Source organism: Limnohabitans sp. TEGF003, from assembly GCF_055395455.1.
The window spans coordinates 158,777-180,445 of the sequence record NZ_AP029225.1 but is presented as its reverse complement, the minus strand read 5'-3'; the positions used below and the strand labels follow the sequence as shown (position 1 = coordinate 180,445).

Annotated in this window: 23 protein-coding genes; 3 read left to right on the top strand and 20 right to left on the bottom strand. The window is 63.2% G+C overall.

Going from position 1 to position 21,669, the window contains the following annotated elements:
• Positions 1 to 3 precede the first annotated feature (3 nt).
• Positions 4 to 1,047: an AraC family transcriptional regulator gene (locus tag ACZ5RT_RS00920; RefSeq protein WP_464453230.1), complete on the top strand. Its 1,044-nt coding sequence runs from the start codon at positions 4 to 6 to the stop codon at positions 1,045 to 1,047.
• 20 nt (positions 1,048 to 1,067) lie between these two features.
• Here the strand turns inward: ACZ5RT_RS00920 and ACZ5RT_RS00915 are convergent, their stop codons facing one another.
• A complete protein-coding gene (locus ACZ5RT_RS00915; protein WP_291929299.1) occupies positions 1,068 to 1,715 on the bottom strand; it encodes an HAD family hydrolase in 648 nt (215 codons plus the stop codon).
• Positions 1,716 to 1,781: 66 nt separating this feature from the next.
• Between ACZ5RT_RS00915 and gloA2 the strand changes: the two genes are divergently transcribed.
• Positions 1,782 to 2,198: an SMU1112c/YaeR family gloxylase I-like metalloprotein gene (gene gloA2 / locus ACZ5RT_RS00910; protein ID WP_464453229.1), complete on the top strand. Its 417-nt coding sequence runs from the start codon at positions 1,782 to 1,784 to the stop codon at positions 2,196 to 2,198.
• Here gloA2 and ACZ5RT_RS00905 read toward each other — a convergent pair.
• From ACZ5RT_RS00905 to ACZ5RT_RS00850, 12 genes are all read right to left on the bottom strand, one after another.
• Complete coding sequence (locus ACZ5RT_RS00905; RefSeq protein WP_464453228.1) at positions 2,174 to 2,566, bottom strand: YchJ family protein; 393 nt, start codon at positions 2,564 to 2,566, stop codon at positions 2,174 to 2,176. The genes gloA2 and ACZ5RT_RS00905 overlap by 25 nt on opposite strands.
• Positions 2,567 to 2,658: 92 nt before the next feature.
• Positions 2,659 to 3,090 (bottom strand): rhodanese-like domain-containing protein, encoded by a 432-nt coding sequence (locus tag ACZ5RT_RS00900; protein WP_291929294.1) that lies wholly within the window; start codon positions 3,088 to 3,090, stop codon positions 2,659 to 2,661.
• A gap of 36 nt (positions 3,091 to 3,126) precedes the next feature.
• Entirely contained in the window at positions 3,127 to 4,590 is a 1,464-nt protein-coding gene (locus ACZ5RT_RS00895; RefSeq protein ID WP_464453227.1) for a TrkH family potassium uptake protein, read from the bottom strand.
• Entirely contained in the window at positions 4,590 to 5,981 is a 1,392-nt protein-coding gene (trkA, locus tag ACZ5RT_RS00890; RefSeq protein WP_108428497.1) for a Trk system potassium transporter TrkA, read from the bottom strand. Before trkA ends, ACZ5RT_RS00895 begins: the two co-directional genes overlap by 1 nt.
• Positions 5,982 to 6,030: 49 nt before the next feature.
• Positions 6,031 to 7,158 carry an acyl-CoA dehydrogenase family protein gene (locus ACZ5RT_RS00885; RefSeq protein WP_108428496.1) on the bottom strand — a complete coding sequence of 376 codons (1,128 nt, stop codon included), beginning with the start codon at positions 7,156 to 7,158 and terminating at the stop codon, positions 6,031 to 6,033.
• 20 nt (positions 7,159 to 7,178) lie between these two features.
• Positions 7,179 to 7,856 (bottom strand): SDR family oxidoreductase, encoded by a 678-nt coding sequence (locus ACZ5RT_RS00880; protein WP_424375587.1) that lies wholly within the window; start codon positions 7,854 to 7,856, stop codon positions 7,179 to 7,181.
• Positions 7,857 to 7,959: 103 nt separating this feature from the next.
• A complete protein-coding gene (locus tag ACZ5RT_RS00875; protein ID WP_108428494.1) occupies positions 7,960 to 9,144 on the bottom strand; it encodes an acetyl-CoA C-acyltransferase in 1,185 nt (394 codons plus the stop codon).
• 11 nt (positions 9,145 to 9,155) lie between these two features.
• Complete coding sequence (locus ACZ5RT_RS00870; protein WP_424375591.1) at positions 9,156 to 9,662, bottom strand: hypothetical protein; 507 nt, start codon at positions 9,660 to 9,662, stop codon at positions 9,156 to 9,158.
• A 13-nt stretch (positions 9,663 to 9,675) separates the two neighbouring features.
• Positions 9,676 to 10,329 (bottom strand): carbonate dehydratase, encoded by a 654-nt coding sequence (gene can / locus ACZ5RT_RS00865; RefSeq protein WP_291929274.1) that lies wholly within the window; start codon positions 10,327 to 10,329, stop codon positions 9,676 to 9,678.
• A 46-nt stretch (positions 10,330 to 10,375) separates the two neighbouring features.
• Positions 10,376 to 11,557: an isovaleryl-CoA dehydrogenase gene (locus tag ACZ5RT_RS00860; RefSeq protein ID WP_464453226.1), complete on the bottom strand. Its 1,182-nt coding sequence runs from the start codon at positions 11,555 to 11,557 to the stop codon at positions 10,376 to 10,378.
• 42 nt (positions 11,558 to 11,599) lie between these two features.
• Complete coding sequence (locus ACZ5RT_RS00855; RefSeq protein ID WP_464454238.1) at positions 11,600 to 11,974, bottom strand: PaaI family thioesterase; 375 nt, start codon at positions 11,972 to 11,974, stop codon at positions 11,600 to 11,602.
• A gap of 148 nt (positions 11,975 to 12,122) precedes the next feature.
• On the bottom strand, positions 12,123 to 12,527 hold the full coding sequence (locus ACZ5RT_RS00850) for a MerR family transcriptional regulator (protein WP_108428491.1): 405 nt from the start codon (positions 12,525 to 12,527) through the stop codon (positions 12,123 to 12,125).
• 129 nt (positions 12,528 to 12,656) lie between these two features.
• Between ACZ5RT_RS00850 and ACZ5RT_RS00845 the strand changes: the two genes are divergently transcribed.
• Positions 12,657 to 13,802 carry an MBL fold metallo-hydrolase gene (locus ACZ5RT_RS00845; RefSeq protein WP_464453225.1) on the top strand — a complete coding sequence of 382 codons (1,146 nt, stop codon included), beginning with the start codon at positions 12,657 to 12,659 and terminating at the stop codon, positions 13,800 to 13,802.
• Here the strand turns inward: ACZ5RT_RS00845 and ACZ5RT_RS00840 are convergent.
• The 7 genes from ACZ5RT_RS00840 to ACZ5RT_RS00810 all read right to left on the bottom strand — a co-directional run bounded on the left by ACZ5RT_RS00840 (position 13,772) and on the right by ACZ5RT_RS00810 (position 21,669).
• Positions 13,772 to 14,668: a M48 family metallopeptidase gene (locus tag ACZ5RT_RS00840; RefSeq protein WP_464453224.1), complete on the bottom strand. Its 897-nt coding sequence runs from the start codon at positions 14,666 to 14,668 to the stop codon at positions 13,772 to 13,774. The two genes, ACZ5RT_RS00845 and ACZ5RT_RS00840, sit on opposite strands and share 31 nt — an antisense overlap.
• Before the next feature lie 17 nt (positions 14,669 to 14,685).
• Positions 14,686 to 15,435, bottom strand: a complete 750-nt coding sequence (locus tag ACZ5RT_RS00835; protein ID WP_108428488.1) for a lysophospholipid acyltransferase family protein — start codon at positions 15,433 to 15,435, stop codon at positions 14,686 to 14,688.
• 13 nt (positions 15,436 to 15,448) lie between these two features.
• Positions 15,449 to 16,024, bottom strand: a complete 576-nt coding sequence (gene gmhB / locus ACZ5RT_RS00830; protein WP_464453223.1) for a D-glycero-beta-D-manno-heptose 1,7-bisphosphate 7-phosphatase — start codon at positions 16,022 to 16,024, stop codon at positions 15,449 to 15,451.
• A gap of 13 nt (positions 16,025 to 16,037) precedes the next feature.
• Positions 16,038 to 18,227, bottom strand: a complete 2,190-nt coding sequence (glyS, locus tag ACZ5RT_RS00825) for a glycine--tRNA ligase subunit beta (protein ID WP_464453222.1) — start codon at positions 18,225 to 18,227, stop codon at positions 16,038 to 16,040.
• Between the two features lie 14 nt (positions 18,228 to 18,241).
• Complete coding sequence (gene glyQ, locus ACZ5RT_RS00820; RefSeq protein WP_464453221.1) at positions 18,242 to 19,147, bottom strand: glycine--tRNA ligase subunit alpha; 906 nt, start codon at positions 19,145 to 19,147, stop codon at positions 18,242 to 18,244.
• Positions 19,148 to 19,216: 69 nt separating this feature from the next.
• On the bottom strand, positions 19,217 to 20,779 hold the full coding sequence (gene lnt, locus ACZ5RT_RS00815) for an apolipoprotein N-acyltransferase (protein ID WP_464453220.1): 1,563 nt from the start codon (positions 20,777 to 20,779) through the stop codon (positions 19,217 to 19,219).
• Positions 20,776 to 21,669 carry an HlyC/CorC family transporter gene (locus ACZ5RT_RS00810; protein ID WP_464453219.1) on the bottom strand — a complete coding sequence of 298 codons (894 nt, stop codon included), beginning with the start codon at positions 21,667 to 21,669 and terminating at the stop codon, positions 20,776 to 20,778. Before ACZ5RT_RS00810 ends, lnt begins: the two co-directional genes overlap by 4 nt.

The window sequence follows — 21,669 nt, the reverse complement described above, 5'->3', positions numbered from 1 at the left end:
ACCATGAATCCTGCTGCCGCCCCCCTTGCCAGCCTCGGCACGACCGGTCGCGCCGAGACGCCCATGGCTTTTGTCAAAGCCATTGTGGCGGCCTATGCCCAGCGGGGACTGGACCCTTTGCCCGCGCTGAAAGAAGCACAAATTGCGCCAAACTTACTGAACCAACCCGATGCGCGCATCACCGCCTTGCAAATGGAATGGCTCTCGGCCAGTGCCATGCGCGAGTTGGACGACGAGGCCCTGGGCTGGTTCAGCCGCCGCCTGCCCTGGGGCAGTTACGGCATGCTGGTGCGCGCCTCGCTGACCTCCCCCACCCTGGGCGTGGCGCTGGCGCGATGGTGCCGGCACCACGGCCTGCTGACCGACGACATCCAATTGCAAGTCAGCCAGAGCCAGGGCGTGGCCAGCATGCAATTGACCGAGCAACGCGAGCTGGGCGTTTTGCAGGAATTTGCCGTGGTGTCGGTGCTGCGCAACGCGCTGGGCGTGGCCTGCTGGCTGACCGACTCGCGCATCCCCTTGCTGCAAACCACTCTGCGCTTTGCACCGCCGCCGCACGCAGGCAGCTACCGGGTGCTGTTTGACGGACCGACCCAATTCAACGCGCCCGAGCACAGTCTGCAGTTTGACGCGGGCTACCTGAGCCTGCCGGTGCGCCGCGACGAGGCTGCCCTGCAGCGCATGCTGCAGCGCGCCTTGCTGCTCACGGTGCGGCCTTACCGGCGCGACCGCCTGTTGGTAGAGAAAGTGCGCCAGACCCTGGCCGAGCACCCCGAACACAGCCGCAATGCCGACGATCTGGCAGCCTGGCTCAACCTGTCGGCCCGCACGCTGCACCGGCAACTGAAAGAAGAAGGCGCGAGCCTGCAGCAGCTCAAAGACGCGGTGCGCCGCGACATGGCCACCGACCTGCTGCTGCGCACGCAGCGCCCGATCAAACAGATCGCGGCCGAGGTGGGCTTTCAGAACGAGAAGAGCTTCATGCGGGCGTTCAAGGGCTGGACGGAGCAGACGCCTGAGGAGTTCAGGCTGGCCCGGTTGCCTTGAAAATCCCCGTCCATCCGGGCTCAAGCCAGGCGCAGCGCGTGCATGCCGGTGAACACCCGGTGCGCCCCGGCCTGCAAGAGCGGCGCATGCTCGGCGGGCGGCGCGGCATAAGCCCACACCGTGGCCCCTGCGGCCACGCCCGCCGTGATGCCCACCGTGGTGTCTTCCACCACCAGGCAGTGAGCCGGGTCCACTTTCAAATGGGCTGCAGCGGCCAGGTACACATCGGGGTGCGGCTTGCTGCGCGGCATCTCATGCCCGCTGAAAATGCGACCTTCAAAAAAATCCATCAACCCCACTTGCTTGAGCATCATCTCGACCTTGAAGCGGTCGGCACCGGAGGCCACGGCGATGCGGCCCTGGCAATGGTCATGCAAATGCGCCACCGCCTCGTGCACGCCGTCGATGGCGGTGATGCTTTGCGTCAAGCGTTCATTGCGCCGGGCAAAAAACTGCTCCAGCCACGCATCGGTGAGCGGCCGCCCAGTGTGCGCTTCGATGATGCTGCGTTGGCTTTTGACGGTGTGGCCCACAAAGCGCTGCATGCACTCGGCCAACGTCATGCGCCAGCCTTGCTCTTCAAACATGTCACGCAGCACGCCGCAGGTGATGGCTTCGCTGTCCACCAGCACACCGTCGCAGTCAAACAAAATGGCTTCAAAGTTCATGGGACGATCATAAAGCCATCGTTTCAGGGCAAACTCGCATCCCGGATTGACCACGACAACACCACCATGCCCAATCTGCTACGCATCCACCACGCGGCCATCATCTGCTCGGATTACGAACGCTCCAAACGCTTTTACACCCAAGTGCTGGGCCTGAAAATTCTGGCTGAAAACTTCCGGGCCGCGCGTGACTCCTGGAAACTGGACCTGGCTTTGCCGGATGGCGGTCAGATTGAGTTGTTTTCCTTCAAAGGTTCGCCGCCGCGCCCCAGCTACCCGGAAGCACTCGGTTTGCGCCACCTGGCATTTGCCGTGGCAAGTGTCGCCGAGTGGGCACTGCACCTGAATGCACAAGGCATTGCGGTCGAAGACATCCGCACCGATGAATACACGGGGCAACGATTCGTGTTTTTTGCCGACCCGGATGGTTTGCCGTTGGAACTCTACGAAGTGGCCACTCAGAGCACGTCGCCGTCCACATAAAACCAGCGCCCATCTTCGCGCACAAAGCGGCTGCGTTCGTGCTGGCGCACCGCTTTGCCAGCCACCCGAAAGCGCGCCACAAATTCGACCTCGGCGGTGTCAGCGCCGGTCACCCGGTGCTGCTTGATCTCCAAACCCAACCACTTGCCTCCTGTTTCAAGCGTCAATTCGGCAGGCCGTTGGCTGCTGTGCCAGGTGGCGAGCAAATACGGCACGTTGCCCAGCACGAAGGCGCTGTAGCGCGAGCGCATCAGGCGCTCGGCATCGGGTGCGGCCTCGCCGCCATGCAATGGGCCGCAGCAGTCGGCCAGGCTCAGGGCTTGGCCTTTGGGAGTGGTACGACCACAGGGGCAAGGGGACAAATTCATGAAATCTTTTGAAGGTCGGTGGCTTCAGCCCCGACATGGTGAAGCATTCCAGTCTGTCGGGGCTGAAGCCGCCGACCTACAGGAAAACAGCATCAAGCGCCTTTGCGCGCTGCGCTTTCGGCTTTGTGTTGTTCCATGGTGACGATGGGCGCCGCTGCTTTTTTCCAGGCCGCGAAACCGCCGTCGATGTGGGCCACGTTGGTCATGCCCATGTCCTGCAGGGTTTTGGTGGCCAGGGCGCTGCGCCAGCCTGCGCCGCAAAACAGAATGAACTGTTTGCTCTCGTCGGCGAACACGGGCTTGAAGTAGGGCGAAGCCGGGTCCACCCAGAATTCGAGCATGCCCCGGGGCGCGAGCAGAGCGCCCGGTAAGGTGCCCTCGCGTTCGAGTTCGCGCGGGTCGCGGATGTCCACGATCTGGACTTGGGGGTCGCTCAAGCGGGCGCGGACGTCATCCACGCTGTGCGTGGTGACCTGGGCCATGGCCTCGTCCACGAGGGCTTGGAATCCTTTGGTGATGGGCATGTGTGTCTCCTTGTCAATCGGGGCTTTGGGTCCTCGTCATTTTCGCCAAAAGTGGGCGCTGAACAACACCAGCACCGACAACAGCTCCAGTCGGCCCAACAGCATGGCAAAAGTCAGAACAACCAGCTGAAACGGGCTCAGGCCGCCGAAGTTACCCGACGGCCCCACCTCGCCCAGCCCGGGGCCGATGTTGTTGACGGTGGCGATCACCGCCGAGAACGCGGTAACGATGTCCATGCCGCTGAGCAAGAGCAACATACTCAGGCCCATGGTGGCCGCGCCATAAATCAGCATGAAACCCAGCACCGCCGTCATGACCGACATGGGCAACACGCCGCCGCCCAAGGTGACCGGGTTGACCACACGCGGATGGATGATGCGCACCAGCTCGCGCCGGGCCTGCTTGATCAACAAAATCATGCGCACCATCTTGATGCCGCCGCCTGTGGAGCCCGCGCACGACACAAAGCAGCCCAAAAACATCAGCATGACCGGTGCAAAAACAGGCCACTGGGCGTAGTCGGTGGCGGCATAGCCGGTGGTGGTGGCCAACGACACCACATGGAAAGCGCTGGCACGCAAAGCCTGCGGCACATCGGTGTACACACCATGGGCCAGCAACAGGGCAGTGAGCATCAGGGTGGACAAGACCAGCACCGCGAAATAGGTGCGGATTTCATGGTCACCGGTCACGGGCTTGAGCGACAGGCTGCGCAGCACCACGAAGTAGCGCACAAAACTGATGCCCGCCAGCGTCATGAACACGATGGCCACCATTTCGATGAGGGGCGAATTGAAGTGCGCAAAGCTGGCGTCATGCGAAGAAAAACCACCCAGGCCCATGGTGGTGCACATGTGCATGAAGGCATCGGCCCAGCTCATGCCCGCCCAGCGGTAGGCCAGCCAACACGCGCCCGAAAACAAGAAGTAGACGCCCCAAAGGCCCCGCGCCGTCTCGGCGATGCGGGGGGTGAATTTGGTGTCCTTCATGGGACCGGGGGTCTCGGCCTTGTACAGCTGCACACCGCCGAGCCCCAGCAAAGGCAGCACCGCCACCACCAGCAGCATGATGCCCAGGCCACCGATCAGCTGCAGAAAACAGCGCCAGATGTTCACCGACACGGGCAAATGGTCCAACCCCGACAAGGCCGTGGCCCCGGTGGCGGTGAGCGCACTCATGGCTTCAAAGTAGGCCTTAAACCAGGTGATCTCGGGCACCAGAAACATGAGCGGCAAGGCCGAATAGGCGGGCAACACCAGCCACACCAGGTTGACCAGCAAGAAGCCGTCTTTGGCCAGCAGTTCGCGCCGATGGCGCTGGGTGATGGCCGCCAACAGCAAACCGCTGACGGCCGTCAGGCCGAAACCCGCCAGCCAGATCCACTGCAGGTCGCGGTGGTCTTCAAACCAGGCCCAGATGCCGGGCACCAGAAAGGTGACCGAAAACGCCAGCAGGATGCGCGCCATCAGCGACAGCACGGGGAAAAAGGTCTTGAGCATCAGCCAAAAAAGGTCGCGCTGACCTGGAACAGTTTTTCCACCGCACGCACATCGCGCTTGTTGGGGATGAACAGGATGATGTGGTCGTCGGCCTCGATCAGGGTGTCGTGGTGCGGCATGAGGACTTCGGACTTTTTGCCCTCGCCCCGCACAATGGCGCCCATGCTCACGCCCGGGGGCAGCTTGATTTCCTCAACGCGTCGCCCGACCAGCTTGGAGGTTTTGAGGTCGCCGCGCGCAATGCCCTCCAGCGCTTCGGCCGCGCCCCGGCGCAAGCTGTGTACCGCCGCCACATCACCCCGGCGCAAATGCGCCAGCAGCTCGCCGATCACGGTTTGCGCGGGCGAGATCGCGATGTCGATCGTGCTGCCCTGCATCATGTCAGCGTAAGCGCGGCGGTTGATCAGGGCCATGACGCGACGCGCGCCCATGCGCTTGGCCAGCATGGCGGACATGATGTTGTCTTCGTCGTCGCTGGTCAGCGCCAGAAACAGGTCCATCTCGCCCACGTTTTCTTCGTGCAGCAAGTCTTCGTCGGCACCGTCGCCGTTGAGGATGAGTGTGCTCGAGGGCAGCTGGCTGGCCAGGTATTCACAGCGCTTTTTGTCGCGCTCGATCAGCTTCACGTCGTACTGGCTGGCCAGAATGCGCGCCAGGCGCAAGCCCACTTTGCCACCCCCAGCCAGCATCAGACGTTGCACGGGTTTGTCGGTTTTGTGGATGCCGGCCAGCACGATGCGGATCTTGCGGGTGTCGGCCAGCACAAAGACCTCGTCGCCGGGCAGGATGCGCGTCTCGGGCGCAGCGTCGACCTGGGCGTCTTGGCGGTACAGGGCCACCACGCGCATCTGGGCATCGGGCAAACGGTCACGGAACTCGGCAATGGTGTGGTTCACCAGCAGGCTGTCGGCCGCGGCGCGCACCACGATCAGGCTGACCCGGCCCTCGGCAAATTCAAGCACCTGCAAAGCCTCGGGGTACTGAATGAGCTGCTCGATGTAGCGCATCACCGACTCTTCCGGGCAGATCACATGGTCCACCGCGAAACCCGATTTGCCCAGCAGTTCGTCGCCTTCGTTGAACTCGGGCGAACGCAGCCGGGCGATGGTGGTGGGCACGTTGAACAGGTCGTGGGCGATCTTGCAGACCACCAGATTCGATTCGTCGGCCGCCGCGCAGGCGATCAGCATGTCGGCGTCTTTGGCACCCGCCTCTTGCAGCACCGAAGGCTGGATGCCGTTGCCCACCACGCCGCGCAGGTCCAGGCGCTCTTCGAGCAGACGCAGGCGCGCCGGGTCCTGGTCAATGACGGTGATGTCGTTTTGCTCGGAAACCAGGCTTTCAGCGACGCTTTCGCCCACGCGGCCCGCGCCCAGGATGATGATGTTCATAAGCCGAAATCATACGTGAGCGGCTGGGGGCAGCCGCCCGGTCACCCCCTCAAAGTGCGCGCTGGATGATGATTTTCTGCACGTCGCTGGTGCCTTCGTAGATCTGGCACACGCGCACATCGCGGTAGATGCGCTCGACCGGGAAGTCGCTCACATAACCGTAGCCGCCCAGGGTCTGGATGGCGGCCGAGCAGACTTTTTCGGCCACTTCGCTGGCAAACAGCTTGGCCATGGCGGCCTCTTTGAGGCAAGGGCGTCCCGCGTCGCGCAGGCTGGCCGCGTGCCAGATCAGCTGACGCGCCGCTTCGAGCTGCGTGGCGCAATCGGCCAGGCGGAAACCCACCGCCTGATGGTTGAAGATGGCGGTGCCAAAGCTCTCGCGCTGCTTGGCGTAGTCGATGGCCACATCGAGTGCGCTGCGGGCCATGCCCAGGCTTTGCGCAGCGATGCCGATGCGACCGCCTTCGAGACCGCCCAGCGCAATGCCATAGCCCTCGCCCTCTTTGCCAATCAGGTTCTCGGCCGGGATGCGGCAGTTGTCAAAGTTGATCTGTGCGGTGTCGCTGGAATGTTGGCCCAGCTTGTCTTCGAGGCGCGCCACCACATAACCCGGAGCATTGGTCGGCACGAGGAAGGCGCTCATGCCCTTTTTGCCTGCGCCCTTGTCGGTCACGGCAATCACAATGGCCACGTCTCCGTTCTTGCCACTGGTGATGAACTGTTTGACGCCGTTGATGACGTAGCTGTCGCCGTCTTTCACCGCCATCGTGCGCAAAGACGACGCATCGCTGCCCACATGCGGCTCGGTCAGGCAAAACGCGCCCAGCATCTCGCCGCGTGCCAGCGGTTCGAGCCACTGCTTCTTTTGCTGCGCGTTGCCAAACTTCATCAAGATGGCGTTCACCGGGCAGTTGGTCACGCTGATGACGGTGCTGGTGCCGCCGTCACCGGCTGCGATCTCTTCGAGCACCAGCGCCAGCGTCACATAGTCCAGGCCCGCGCCGCCCAGCTCTTCGGGCACGCAGATGCCATACGCGCCCAGTTCGGCCAGGCCTTTGTGCACGTCTTTGGGAAAGTGGTGCTTTTTGTCCCACTCGGCGGCATGGGGCCACAGCTCGCGCTGGGCGAAGTCGCGCACGGCGTCGCGGATCATTTCCTGGTCGGGGGTCAGCAGCATGTCGGTCTTTCTTGGTCAGTTCACCACGGCAGCGGCTGGCCGTCGTGGTTCAAAAATGCGCCCCGGTGTTTCGGGTCGCGTTGTTCAAGCACTTGGCTCAGGGTCTGGCGCAGGCTGCTCGCGCTGTGCTCGGGCGTCAGCGGTGCGGCTGCGCCACCCATGTCGGTCTGTACCCAGCCGGGGTGGATGGCCAGCACGGTGATGCCCGGCTGCTCGGCCTGCGTGCTGCGCACCACCATGTTGAGCGCCGCCTTGCTCACTCGGTAGAGCGCGGCATTGCCGCTGGTGGTTTCCTGCAGGCTGCCCATGATGGAGCTGATGCAGGCGATGACGCCCTGCGCTTCCTGCACCATGGGCACGATTTGCGGGAGAACCTGCATCGCGCCCATCACGTTGGTGTGCATGACGGCATCAAAGCTGTCGCGGGTCGGCGGCGTGCTGGCACTGGCGCGGTCCATCGCGCCAGCCACGTAAATGGCCAGGTCGATTTTTTCACCATCGAGCTGCCAGGCCAGGCTGGTGTTGCTGGCGGGGTTGGCCACGTCCAGGCGCAGGGTTTCGGCACCCAGCGCCTTGAGTCGGGCCAGCCCTTCGTCCGAACGGGCAGTGGCGATCACGCGTGCACCTGCTTCGGTGTATTGGCGGGCCAATTCAAAGCCGATGCCGCGCGATGCGCCGATGAGGAGGACGGTGGTCATGGCAGTGGGGTGCTGCGTGGAAGCGAGCCCCTGCTCGCGAATGTGTGGCGTGGCACTTCAAGCATTCGGCCGCAGGGGCGGCCTCCCACGGGAGTCTTGTGGTTCACACCAACTCCAAAGCCACAGCCGTGCCCTCACCACCACCGATGCACAGCGTGGCCAGGCCCTTCTTGAGGCCACGGGCCTTGAGCGCGTGGATCAGTGTGACCATGATGCGCGCGCCGGATGCGCCAATCGGGTGGCCCAGGGCGCAAGCACCGCCGTTCACGTTCACCTTGTCGTGCGACACGTTCAGCTCTTTCATCAGCGCCATGGGCACCACGGCAAAGGCTTCATTGACTTCCCACAGGTCGACGTCTTCGACTTTCCAGCCCGCTTTGGCCAGGGCTTTTTGGGTTGCGCCCACAGGGGCGGTGGCAAACCACTCGGGCTCTTGGGCGTGGGTGGCGTGGCTCACGATGCGGGCCAGCGGTTTGCAACCCAATTTGGCGGCGGTGCTCTCGCGCATCAACACCATCGCGGCGGCGCCGTCGTTGATGGACGAGCTGCTGGCGGCGGTGATGGTGCCGTCTTTCTTGAAGGCGGGCTTCAAGCTGCTGATCTTGTCGAGCTTGACTTTGCCCGGGCCTTCGTCGATGGCCACCACGCGCTCGCCGCTGCGGTCTTTCACCGTCACGGGCGTGATCTCGGCGGCAAAAGCGCCCGACTCGGTGGCGGCCTTGGCGCGCTGCACGCTGGTGGTGGCAAAGTGGTCTTGCTCGGCGCGGGTGAAGCTGTACTTGGCGGCGCAGTCTTCGCCAAAGGTGCCCATGCTGCGGCCGGGTTCGTAAGCGTCTTCCAGGCCGTCGAGCATCATGTGGTCGAAGATGCGGTCATGGCCCATGCGGTAGCCACCTCGGCCCTTGAGCATCAGGTAAGGCGCGTTGGTCATGCTTTCCATGCCCCCGGCCACCAGCACATCGTGCGTGCCGGCCACCAGCATGTCGTGCGCGAACATGGCCGCGCGCATGCCCGAGCCGCACATTTTGGACAAGGTGACGGCACCTGCGCTCTTGGGCAAGCCGCCCTTGAAGCCCGCCTGCCGCGCCGGCGCCTGGCCCTGGCCTGCCATCAGGCAGTTGCCAAACAGCACTTCGGTGACCAGCTCGGGGCGGATGCCTGCACGCTCGACAGCGGCTTTGATGGCGGCACCGCCCAGGTCGTGGGCGGCCAGCGCAGAAAAGTCGCCCTGGAAGCTGCCCATGGGGGTGCGGGCAGCGCTGACGATGACGATGGGGTCGTGTGACATGGTGAGGCCTTTCAAGTGTTTTGGTGGATGTCGGCAATGATGAGGTGTTCGCCGGTTTCTTCTTCGGCAATGCGGCGGATATAAGCCACGAAGTCGGGGTCTTCGCCACGCAGCATGAGGGGCAAAGCCTGGCGGAAATCGTCGCGCCTGCACCACTCGCGCATATAGTCGTCCCAGGAGTTCCAGCGCCGCTGTTCGGTGGCGCTCATTTCCGCGCGGTAGGCGATCAGATAGGCCCGCTCGAACAAGGCGATCAGCATGTCGAAGATGGTCATCATGCGTTCGCGCTGCTCGGGCGTCGGGTTGGGCAAGGCATGCGTGGTGCGCAGTTGCAAATCGGCGTGGTCCAGCACCACTTTCAGGAAATCGTTGTAGGCGTCCGACAGGTGCTGGTAGGCCTCTTCTTCCTCGTTTTCGCGCTCCTTGCGCTGCTCAACCCAGAAGGCCCAGGCCGCGTAGGGCAGACCGAACACGGTCACCGCGTAGCTGCCCAACTCGAGGATCTCTGCCAAGCTCATGGGCAATGGGGGCTCAGGCGCCCCGCGGATAACGTTTGAAGGCGCTGCGGAACACGTCGACCACCTCGTGCGCCCCGCTCATGCTGACGCCCAGGTCTTTCACCAGACCATCGTCCAGACCGTAAATCCAGCCATGCACCGTCACCTTTTGGCCGCGGCTCCAGGCGTCCTGCATCACGTTGGACATGGCCACGTTGCCGACCTGCTCGATCACGTTCATCTCGCACATGACCGATTCGAGTTCGGCTTGCGGCAAATGGTTCAGGCGCTGGCGGTGACGCAGGCGCACGTCCTGCACGTGGCGCAACCAGTTGTCGGCCAGGCCCACGCGCATGCCACGCGTGGCGGCCAGCACGCCACCGCAGCCGTAATGGCCCACCACCATGATGTGCTCGACCTTGAGGGCATCGACCGCATACTGAATGACCGACAGGGCATTCAGGTCGGAGTGGACCACCACGTTGGCGACGTTGCGGTGCACAAACACCTCGCCAGGGTCCAGGCCCGTGATCTGGTTGGCGGGCACCCGGCTGTCCGAGCAACCGATCCACAAATACTTGGGATTTTGCTGGTTGGCCAGGCGGGAGAAATACGCGGGATTCTCGCGCACCATGCGCGAGGCCCATTCGCGGTTGTTGTCAAAAAGATGCTGAAGTGAAGTGCTCATGGGGCCATTGTCGCAGCGCAAGGCGTCTGTTGGATGACAGCGGACTTCAGCAAGTTTCGGCAAACAGTTCGCGACCGATCAGCATGCGGCGGATTTCGCTGGTGCCCGCACCGATCTCGTACAGCTTGGCATCGCGCCACAGGCGGCCCAAGGGGTATTCGTTGATGTAGCCGTTGCCACCAAAAATCTGCACACCCTCTCCGGCCATCCAGGTGGCTTTTTCGGCGGTCCAGAGGATGACGCTGGCGCAGTCCTTGCGCACCTGGCGCACATGCTCGGTGCCCAGCAGGTCCAGATTTTTGGCCACGGTGTAGGCAAACGAGCGCCCCGCTTGCAGCACGGTGTACATGTCGGCCACCTTGCCCTGGATCAGCTGGAACTCGCCGATGCTCTGGCCGAACTGCTTGCGGTCGTGGATGTAGGGGATCACGTTGTCCATGACGGCCTGCATGATGCCCAGCGGGCCGCCGGTGAGCACCGCGCGTTCGTAATCCAGGCCACTCATCAGCACCTTGGCGCCGTTGTTCAAACCGCCCAAAATGTTCTCGGCGGGCACTTCGACGTTGTTGAACACCAGCTCGCCCGTGTGGCTGCCGCGCATGCCCAGCTTGTCGAGTTTTTGCGCGATGGAAAAACCCTTCATGCCCTTTTCGATCAAAAAGGCCGTCACGCCGCGTGCACCCAGCTCGGGCTCGCTCTTGGCATAGACCACCAGGGTGTCGGCATCCGGCCCGTTGGTGATCCACATCTTAGAGCCGTTGAGCAGGTAGTAGCCGCCCTTGTCTTCGGCCTTGAGCTTCATGCTGATCACGTCCGAGCCCGCACCGGGTTCGCTCATGGCCAAGGCACCGACGTGTTCGCCGCTGATCAGCTTGGGCAGGTACTTGGCGCGCTGGGCTTCGTTGCCGTTGCGCTTGATCTGGTTGACGCACAGGTTGGAGTGCGCGCCATAGCTCAGGCCCACAGAGGCGCTGGCGCGGGAGATTTCTTCCATCGCGATCATGTGGGCCAGGTAGCCCATGCCCGCGCCGCCGTATTCCTCACCCACGGTGATGCCCAGCACGCCCAGCTCGCCCATCTTGCGCCACAGGTCCATCGGGAACTGGTCGTTGCGATCGATCTCGGCAGCGCGGGGCGCGATTTCGGCTTGGGCAAAGTCGCGCACCGCGTCGCGCAGGGCATCGATGTCTTCACCGAGTTGGAAATTCAGGCCGGGCAAATTGTTCATGGGGTCTCTCCAGAGTTTGAGGGGTATGCGGCTGCCCGCTGTTCAATAGGTTTGGGGGACGGTGGTGAGGGTTTGCTGCATCACGGCGCATGGGGTTCGCTGGCCATCGGCGTCGGTGTGCACCACCTCGGCCGAAGTCACGATGACGCGCTTGCCCGCCTTGACCACCTGCCCGATGGCGTGGATTTCGCCGCCGTGCAGGCTGTTCAAAAAATTGATCTTGTATTCGATGGTCACGACTTCCATGCCTTCGGGGGCCACGGTCAGGGCGGCATAACCGCCAGCGATGTCGGCCAGTGCGCCGATCGCACCGCCATGGAAGCCGCCTTGCTGCTGCGTGACCTTGTCGCTGTAGGGCAAGGCCAGCTCGACCCGGCCTTCGGTGGCCGACACCAGCCGCACACCCAGGTGGTTCATCATGCCTTGACGGGCCAGGCTGAGGGCGACACGTTCTTGGGCGGAAAGGACTGTGCTCACATCGGATCCCATGGTTTTGGACAATCCCTGACTTTAATTGACGTTTACGTTAACGTCAATTGGAAACCAGCGCGCTGTCGTCAGGCTTTCAGGCGGCGCTGCCCGCCTTGTTGGCCTTGGCCAAGAGGCTTCGGGTCTCTTTTTCATGCGTTTTGACCTCGTCCAATGTGGCCTCCAGGTCGGCCAGTTGCGACTCCAGTTGCTGGCGGTGTTCGGCCAGCACCACGAGGAATTTTTTGAGCTGCGGCACCGTGTCGCGCGGGCTGTCGTACATGTCGATCAGGTCCTTGGCCTCGTTCAACGACAGGCCCAGGCGCTTGGCACGCAGGGTGAGTTTCAGCCGGGTGCGGTCGCGCGACGAGTACACCCGGTTGCGCCCGCCCGGGCCAGAGCGCTCGGGTTCGAGCAGGCCCATGTCTTCGTAAAAGCGGATGGCGCGGGTGGTCAGGTCAAATTCCTGAGCCAAATCGCTGATCGTGAACGTGTTCGCCATGGCGTGGGGTCCTCACCGTCTTGCGCCAGGGGGACAGCCCGGTGAAGGGGCGCCCCCTAGAATGCCAATTCATGTTTGACGTTAACGTTAACGTCAATGGTCCGAATGCTAACCGAAACCACCTGACGCATGTCCCACTTGCCCACTGACCGCGTGACGACCACGCCGCATGCCAGCGTCAGCCCAGCCTCTTTGCGCTACCCCTTGGGCGAACAACTGCCGGCTTCAGGCGCCGCCATCGAAGTCGCGCCCGGCGTTTTCTGGCTGCGCATGGGGCTGCCCTTTGCGCTCAACCACATCAACCTGTGGCTGTTGCGCGACCGCCTGCCCGACCCGGCCCAGCCCGAGGTGCAGCGTGAGGGCTGGACGGTGGTGGACTGTGGCATCGACAACCCCGCGACCCGAGAAACCTGGCTGCAGGTGGAGCAACAAGCACTGCAGGGCCTGCCCGTCTTGCGCGTGTTGGTCACCCACATGCACCCGGACCACATGGGACTGGCGCATTGGTTGTGCGAGCGCTGGCAGGCGCCGCTGTGGATGAGCACCAGCGAATACCAGTCGGCCATGCTCGCTTGCACCGGCTTGTCGAACTTCGGCGGAGAGCCCACGGTGAATTTCTTCGCCGCCCACGGCTGGAACAAGGCCGAGGACTTGGCCGTGGTCAAGTCACGGGTTGGTTACTACCCCAGCATGGTGCCCCGGATTCCGGGAACCTATGTGCGCCTGATGTCAGGAACGCAGGTGCGCATCGGCGATCGCCTCTGGCAGTGCATCAGCGGCTACGGCCATTCGCCCGAACACATGGCCCTGCACGACGCGCAAAACCAAGTGCTGGTCAGCGGCGACATGCTGCTGCCCTCGATTTCGACCAACATCAGCGTGTACGCGATGGAGCCCGACAGCAACCCGCTGCAGTTGTTTCTGGATTCACTCAACAAAATGGCGCAGCTGAGCGATGAGACCTTGGTTCTGCCCTCGCACGGTCGGCCCTTCACGGGCGCTGCCACACGCATTGCGCAATTGCACGCCCACCATGACGAACGCTTGGCAGAACTGCTGCAAGCTTGCAGTCAACAGGCGCTCAGTGCGCACGATGTGCTGCCCCTGATTTTCAAACGTGCACTGGATGTCCATCAGACCACGTTTGCCCTCGGCGAAGCCGTGGCCCACCTGAATTTGCTCTGGCTGGCCGGGCAGCTGATCCGCCAGCACGATGCCGACGGCATTTACCGATTCAGGACGGCTCAGTCTTCGGCCAAACCCATGGGGACTTGACGCAGGGCTTTGCGGCGCTGGGCATAGTCCGGCATGACCTCGCCCACCGTCTCCCAAAAGCGGGGGCTGTGGTTCATTTCGCGCAGATGGGCCAACTCGTGCACCACCACATAGTCGATCTGACTGATCGGCAAGTGGATGAGCCGCCAGTTCAGGCGAATGTGCCCATCGGTGCGGGCGCTGCCCCAGCGCGTGCTGGCGCTCGACAAACTGAGCTTCTGCCAGCGCACCCCCAGCAGCGGTGCAAAGTGGTGCAGGCGTTGCTCAAACAAGAGCTTGGCCTGTTTTTTGAGCCACACCTGCGCGGCATCGCGCACCTGCGTCACCGAGGCGCCGGGCGGGACGGTCACGGGCAGCACCTGCTCGGGCGGCAAGTCCTGCCCCTGCACGCGCCCCAAGCCACGTTCGAGCACGCACAGCTGCACCGTGCGCCCCAGAAAGGGGACTTCAGCACCATGCCGCCACTCGATGGCTTTTTGAAATTGTTCGGTTTGCCGTTCTCTGAACTGCTGCAGCTTGGCCAGAATCCAGCCCGCTTTCTCCTGCACGGCCGCATCCACCTCACGCAAAGGCACCCAATTGGGTGCCCGCACCACCAGACCGTCCGGCCCCACCAGAAAGCCAATGCTTTTGCGGCGTGAACGCTCAAAACGAAAAGACACGGTCACACCCTGCAGCTGCGCATGTCGGTTGGCGGCGGGGTGGCCAAAACCAGCGACCGTCGGCTGCGGCGCGAGGCCGACTGGTGCTGCGCCGGGTGCCGCGTGACCCGCTGCAGGATCGGACGCAGCGGGCTCCGATGGCGTGGGCACCACCGGACCGCCCCCGGTGAAAAAGTCCAACACAAACTGCAAAGGCGCGCGCATGGTTCGCCCGGTGCCGTTCAGTGCCCGGAGGCTGCCGGATAAGCCTCGGGGTCAAGGCGGTGCATTTCGGATTCGATCCAGGTCTCGACTTCCAGCATCAACTCTTCAGCGCTGCGGCCTTCGCTCGGAATGGCGCGGCCGATCGAGATGTCCACCACACCCGGCTTTTTGATGAAAGCGCGTGTGGGCCAGCAGCGCGCAGACGTCACGGCGATCGGGATGACGGGTACGCCCGCGGCAATGGCCAGGCGGGCGCCACCGCTTTTGTACTCGCCCTTTTGACCGCGCGGAATGCGTGTACCTTCTGGGAACATGATGACCCAGACACCTTCCTGCATGAGGCGGCGGCCTTGTTGCACCACCTTGGCAAAAGCGCGCGAGCGCTGTTTGCGGTCGATGTGGATCATGTCCAGACGGCCCATGGCCCAGCCGAAAAACGGCACGCTCAACAGCTCTTTCTTGAACACATAGGCCAGTGGGTGGGGCATGATCGCGGGCATCACAAAGGTCTCCCAGGTCGACTGGTGTTTGACCAGCAAGACCGCCGGGTCCTTGGTGCCCAAAGGCAGGTTCTCCATGCCCTGGATGCGGTTTTCAATGCCCAAAATCCGGGTGCCACTGTTCACCGCCAGACGCAGCCAACCCACACAAATCCAGTACAGGCGGGTGCTGCTGACGAAATAGGAAATCGCCACCACAAACAAGGCCCATGGGATGACGGTGATGGCCATCCACAGCAGATGCACCAGAGAACGGATGAAATTCATAAAACAGGGTGGCTCAGGCCAGTGGCGTGTTCAAGGCTGCAGCGCCCAACAAATGGTCTGCACAAGCCGCCAGATCGGCGTGCACGCGGGTCGAGGCCGGAAAGCCTGCAGGCAGTGGCTGCCCCAGCAATTCCGGGTGCCGCCCTGTGCACACCAGGTGCGGGATGCAGCCAGACGCTTCGGCCGCCTGCATGTCGCGCAGGCTGTCGCCGATGCAGGGCACGCCTTCGAGCGATACACCATAACGCTCGGCGATCTGGCCAAACAGGCCAGGCCAGGGCTTGCGGCAGCCGCAACCCTCGTCGGGCGTGTGCGGGCAGTAAAAAATCGCATCGATGCGCCCACCCACGGCCGCCAGCGACTTGATCATGTGGGCATGCACGGCGTTGAGCGCGGCCATGTCAAACAGACCACGCCCCAGTCCCGACTGGTTGGTCGCCAGCACCACATGGAAGCCCGCATGGTTCAGGCGGCTGATCGCTTCCAGCGCAGCAGGCAGGGGGTGCCACTCTTCGGGCGATTTGACGAACTCGTCACTGGCCCGATTGATGGTGCCGTCGCGGTCCAGGATGACGAGTTTGAGGGGCATGGCCGTTCAGCGATCAGGCCGCCAGACGCGACAAATCGGCCACGCGGTTCATGGCCACATGCAAAGATTTGAGCAGGCCCTGGCGGTTCAGGCGCAGGTCCATTTCTTCGGCATTGACCATCACGTCGTCAAAGAAGGCATCGACCGGTGCGCGCAGCGCGGCCAGGGTTTGCAGGCTGGCGGTGTAATCACCCGCCTTGAACTGCGCTTCGGATTCGGGCAGCAGCCTTTGCATCACCGCGTACAAGCCCTTTTCGGCCTCTTCCTGCAGCAAGGCGGGGTTGACATGCGCATCCACCTCGCCTGCTTTTTTGAGGATGTTGCCGATGCGCTTGTTGGCAGCGGCGAGCGCGGGGCTTTCGGGCAAGGCGGCAAAAGCGCGCACGGCCGACAGGAACTGGCTGACCTGGCCCAGACGGGCCGGGCGCTGCGCCATGACGGCGTCGACTTCCTGCGCGCTGAAGCCCTGCTCGCGCAGGCTGCCGGCCAGGCGGTCGTAGATAAAGTCAGCGACAAGCTGAGGTGTTTCCAGATTAAACGCCGTCACCGAGCCGGCAACAACTGCACGCTCAGCAAGGTCCGAAGAATGCGCAGCTTCTTCAAAACTTTCGAAGGCGATGCGCAGCAGAACGTCAATGTCTTGCTCTGGCAAGCGCTCCAACAGCATACGGATCACACCCAGTGCGTGGCGGCGCAAGGCGAAGGGGTCCTTGTCGCCCGTGGGCACGTTGCCAATGCCGAACATGCCGACCAGGGTTTCGAGCTTGTCGGCCAAGGCCACCACCAGGCCCACTTGGTTGCGGGGCAACTCATCACCCGCAAAGCGCGGCTTGTAGTGGTCTTCAATGGCCTCGGCCACCGCGGTGGGCAGGCCATCGTGGCGGGCGTAGTAGCCACCCATGATGCCCTGCAGCTCAGGGAACTCGCCCACCATGTCGGTCAACAAATCCGTCTTGGCCAGGCGTGCAGCCTGCGCAGCTTGCTGTGCCAGCGCATCACCGCCGACTTGCTGACCAATGGCTTGGGCAATGGCGCAAACACGCGCCATGCGCTCGCCTTGGGTGCCCAGCTTGTTGTGGTAGACCACTTTGGACAGGCCTTCGACGCGCGATTCGAGCGTCTTTTTGCGGTCCTGGTCAAAGAAGAATTTGGCATCGGCCAGGCGCGGGCGCACCACGCGCTCATTGCCGCCGATCACAAACGAAGCGTCGTCGGGCGTGATGTTGCTCACCACCAGGAACCGATTCGTCAGCTTGCCCGAGGCATCGATCAAAGGAAAGTACTTCTGGTTGGCCTTCATCGTGAGGATCAGGCACTCCTGCGGCACATCGAGGAACTCGGTCTCGAACTGGCAGGTCAGCACATTGGGGCGCTCGACCAGGGCCGTCACTTCATCCAGCAAAGCCTCGTCCTCGATCGGGCGCGCACCACCACCCACCTTGGTCGCAGCCGCATTCAGCTGGCGCACAATCTCGGCGCGGCGCTCGGCAAAACTGGCAATCACCGAGCCATCGCGTTTGAGCACCTCGTCGTATTGGTCAGCGTGCGGCACCACCACCTTGGGCACCTTGGCTTCAAAGCGGTGGCCTTGGGTGCTGTTGCCGGCAGTCAGGCCCAGGGCCTTGACAGGCACCACGGCACTGCCGTGCAAAGCGATCAGGCTGTGCGCGGGGCGCACAAAGTTCACGCTGCTCCAGCCCGGCAGTTCGCAGTCGGTTTCCAGCTGGTACTGCATCACTTTCGGAATCGGCAGCTTGGCCAATGCTTCATCGAGCGCCTTTTGCAAGCCAGCTGCCAAGGTCGCACCCTTGACAACGCTGTCGTAAAACAAGGCTTCGGCCTTGCCGTCCGGGGCGCGCTTGAGCGCTGCGACGGCCGCAGCCGGGACGGTCACGTCAGCGCCCAGGGCTTGCAGTTTTTTAAGCAGCGCAGGTGTCGCGTTGCCCGCCGCGTCCAGGCCCACGGCCACGGGCATCAGCTTTTGCTGCACGGCCTTGTCGGCGGCTTGCGCGGCCACGCCCGACACATGGGCGGCCAGTCGGCGGGGCGAGGCGAAGGCCGTCACCAGCGCGTCGGCCTCAGCCAGGCCTTGGGCCTTGAGTTGTTCAGCCAGCACACCCGAAAAGGCGGCACCGAGTTTGTTCAGTGCCTTGGGCGGCAGCTCTTCCACAAACAGTTCAACGAGAAGGTTTTGTGTTGTCATTGTTCTTGTTCCTCTCAGGCGGCCTTCTTGGGCATCTGCGCGACCCACTCGCGCGGGGCCATCGGGAAGCCCAGACGTTCGCGGCTGTCGTAATAGCTCTGGGCCACGCTGCGGGCCAGGTTGCGGATGCGACCGATGTAGGCGGCGCGCTCGGTCACGCTGATCGCGCCGCGCGCGTCCAGCAAGTTGAAGGTGTGCGCGGCCTTGAGCACCTGCTCGTACGCAGGCAGTGCCAGCTGTGTGCCCATCAGGTGCTGCGCTTGCTTTTCGTGCGCACCAAAGGCGGTGAACAAGAACTCGGCATCGCTGTGCTCGAAGTTGTAGGTCGACTGCTCGACTTCGTTTTGCTTGTACACATCACCATAAGTCAGTCCATCGGTCCATTGCAGGTTGTAGACGTTGTCCACGCCCTGCAGGTACATGGCCAGGCGCTCCAGGCCGTAGGTGATCTCGCCCGTGATCGGCTTGCAGTCGATGCCGCCCACCTGCTGGAAGTAGGTGAACTGCGTGACTTCCATGCCGTTGAGCCAGACTTCCCAGCCCAGGCCCCAGGCGCCGAGCGTGGGGTTTTCCCAATCGTCTTCGACGAAGCGGATGTCGTTTTTCTTCAGGTCAAAGCCCAGCGCTTCGAGCGAGCCCAGATACAGCTCCAGGATGTTGCTGGGCGCGGGCTTGAGGACCACCTGGTACTGGTAATAGTGCTGCAGGCGGTTGGGGTTTTCGCCGTAGCGGCCGTCCTTGGGGCGGCGGCTGGGTTGCACATAGGCGGCTTTCCACGGCTCGGGGCCGATGGCGCGCAAAAACGTGGCGGTGTGGCTGGTGCCCGCGCCGACTTCCATGTCGTAGGGCTGGAGCAGTGCGCAGCCCTGGGCGTCCCAGTACTGCTGCAGTTTCAAAATGATTTGCTGGAAGGTCAACATGGCCGAAGCGGAGCCAGCTGCGAGCTGGCCTGGGTTGGATGGGCGCAAGCTTTGCGCGAACCCTTGATTTTACGGCCTTTGCCGCCGCCAAAATGCCCAAGCCACCACCGCACAGCACAGCGCCCACAAGGGGGCCAAACCCCAGGCACTGGCCCAGAGGGCAAAGGGAGTCAAGCCGTGACGCCCCTCAAACGAGCCGGTCAGGCTGCCCCGGGTGAAACGGGGCAACTGGTGCGTCACGCGCCCCTGGTGGTCAATGATGGCCGTGGCCCCGGTGTTGGTGGCCCGCAGCATGGGGCGGCCCAACTCCATGGCCCGCATGCGAGAGATGTTCAGATGCTGGTCCACCGCCAGCGTGTCGCCAAACCAGGCGATGTTGCTCACATTGACCAAGGCTGTCGGGGCTTGCTGGGGGTTCTTGAAACGAATGGCCAGCTCTTCGCCAAACAGGTCTTCGTAACAGACGTTGGGTGCCAGGCGCTGGCCTTGCCAGGCCAGGGAAGCCTGGTCCCAGCCGCCCGATTTAAAGTCGCCCAAGGGAATTTTCATCATGCGGATGAACCACGCAAAACCCGGCGGTATGAACTCACCAAAGGGCACCAGGTGAGACTTGTCGTAGCGGTAAGGCGCAGCGCCCTGCGGCCCCAGCGCCACCACCGAGTTGCTGTAGCCCTCGTCCAGACTGCCCAAGGGCACGCCCACCAAGGCCACTGGGCGACCCGGCTGCGCAAAATGGGCCTGCAAGCCAGACCAATACCCCTCTGGCAAATGGCGCGGCAGCAGGGGAATGGCGGTCTCGGGGGCCACCACCAGGGGCTGCTGGTTGGCGCGCAGCTGGGCGTCGTACCACTGCAGCGCGTCCCGAATACCGCTGGCCGCGTCAAATTTGGCGCTTTGCGAAATATTGGCCTGCAGCAAAGCCACCTGCCCCACCCCAGCCGAGGTGGTGAAACTGGGACCCCAGGCCTGCAGCCCCCAGGACACCAGGCCCAAACCGAGCAGGGGCTTGAGGGCCCGCAGCCGCCATCCAGACAAGGCCAGGCGCATCGCCAACCAGGCGGCCAAAGCGCCCATGCCGTACACCCCCACCCAAGGCGCCCAAACCGACAGCACACCATCGACGTGCGCATAACCCCCTGCGCCCCAGGGGAAACCGGTCAACCAGCGACCGCGCATGAGTTCGGCCAAGGTCCACAGGGCCGCAAACAAAACACTGACGGCACCCGGTTTTTGCACCAACGCACCACGCGCCAGAACCAGCCAAGCGGCAGATGCGGCGGCGTAATACAGGGCCAGCGCTCCGGCCAAAGCGCATACCGCCAGCGCCGCCAAAGGTGCAGGCAAGCCCCCGACATCGTGCATTGACACATACAGCCACCAGAAACTGCCCGCCAACCAAGTCGTGGCAAACACCCCGCCTGACCAAGCGGCTTGCCGGTAAGGGGCACGAACCGAAGGCGTGTGGCGGGCCAAGCTGACCAGCCCTGCAGCCAGCGCAGCCAAGCTCAGAACCTGGAGCCAACCCTGAGCCTGGCCACTGCCGGTCATGGCAATCGACGCCGCTTGTGCAGCACCACCCAAAGCGGGCCACACGGTCGACAGACCGCGTGCGCGCTCAGGGCCGACCTTCATGCCTGGGTCTCTGGGGCAGCCACCGTGGGCACCGGCGACACCTTGAACCAACGCACAGCGCCAGCACGGGTGTGCAAGACCACAAACTGCAGGCCCGCCAGAATGTGTTTTTCGCCGCGGCGCGGCACATGGCCCATTTCGTGGGCAATCAGACCGCCGATGGTGTCAAAGTCCGGGCCCTCGGCGTCCTCGCGAGCTTCTTGCAGGTCCACACCGAAAGCTTCACTCACGCGTTCCAAGGACGTGTCGCCACTGACGCGGAAGCTGCGGTCGGGCAAGCCAAAAATATCGCCCTCGTCATCGGCGATGTCGAATTCGTCCTCGATCTCGCCCACGATCTGCTCGAGCACATCTTCGATGGTGATCAAGCCTGCGGTGCGGCCAAATTCATCGATGACGATGGCCAGGTGGTTGCGGTTGTCACGGAACTGCCGCAGCAAATCGTTCAGGCCCTTGCTCTCCGGCACAAACACGGCTGGACGCAAAAGGGCGCGGATGTTCAATTCGGGCGCTCGCTGCAACTTCAGCAAGTCTTTGGCCAGCAAAATGCCGATGATGTTTTCGGTGTCCCCTTCGTAGACCGGGAAGCGCGAGTGCGCGGTTTCGATCACCTGGTGCAACAGGCGGTCAAACGGGTCTTCGATGTTCAGCAAATCCATCCGGGGTGCGGCCACCATCACATCGCCTGCGGTCATGTCGGCCATGCGGATGACGCCTTCGAGCATGAGGCGGCTCTCGGCGTTGATGATGTGGCTGTCCTCGGCCTCGGCCAGTGTTTCGATCAACTCGTCGGTCGAGTCGGGGCCGGGATGGATGAATTCAGCGAGCTTTTGCAGAAAACTGCGCTTGTCTTCGCGTTCAACCGAACGCGCAGGATAAGGGTCGGACAC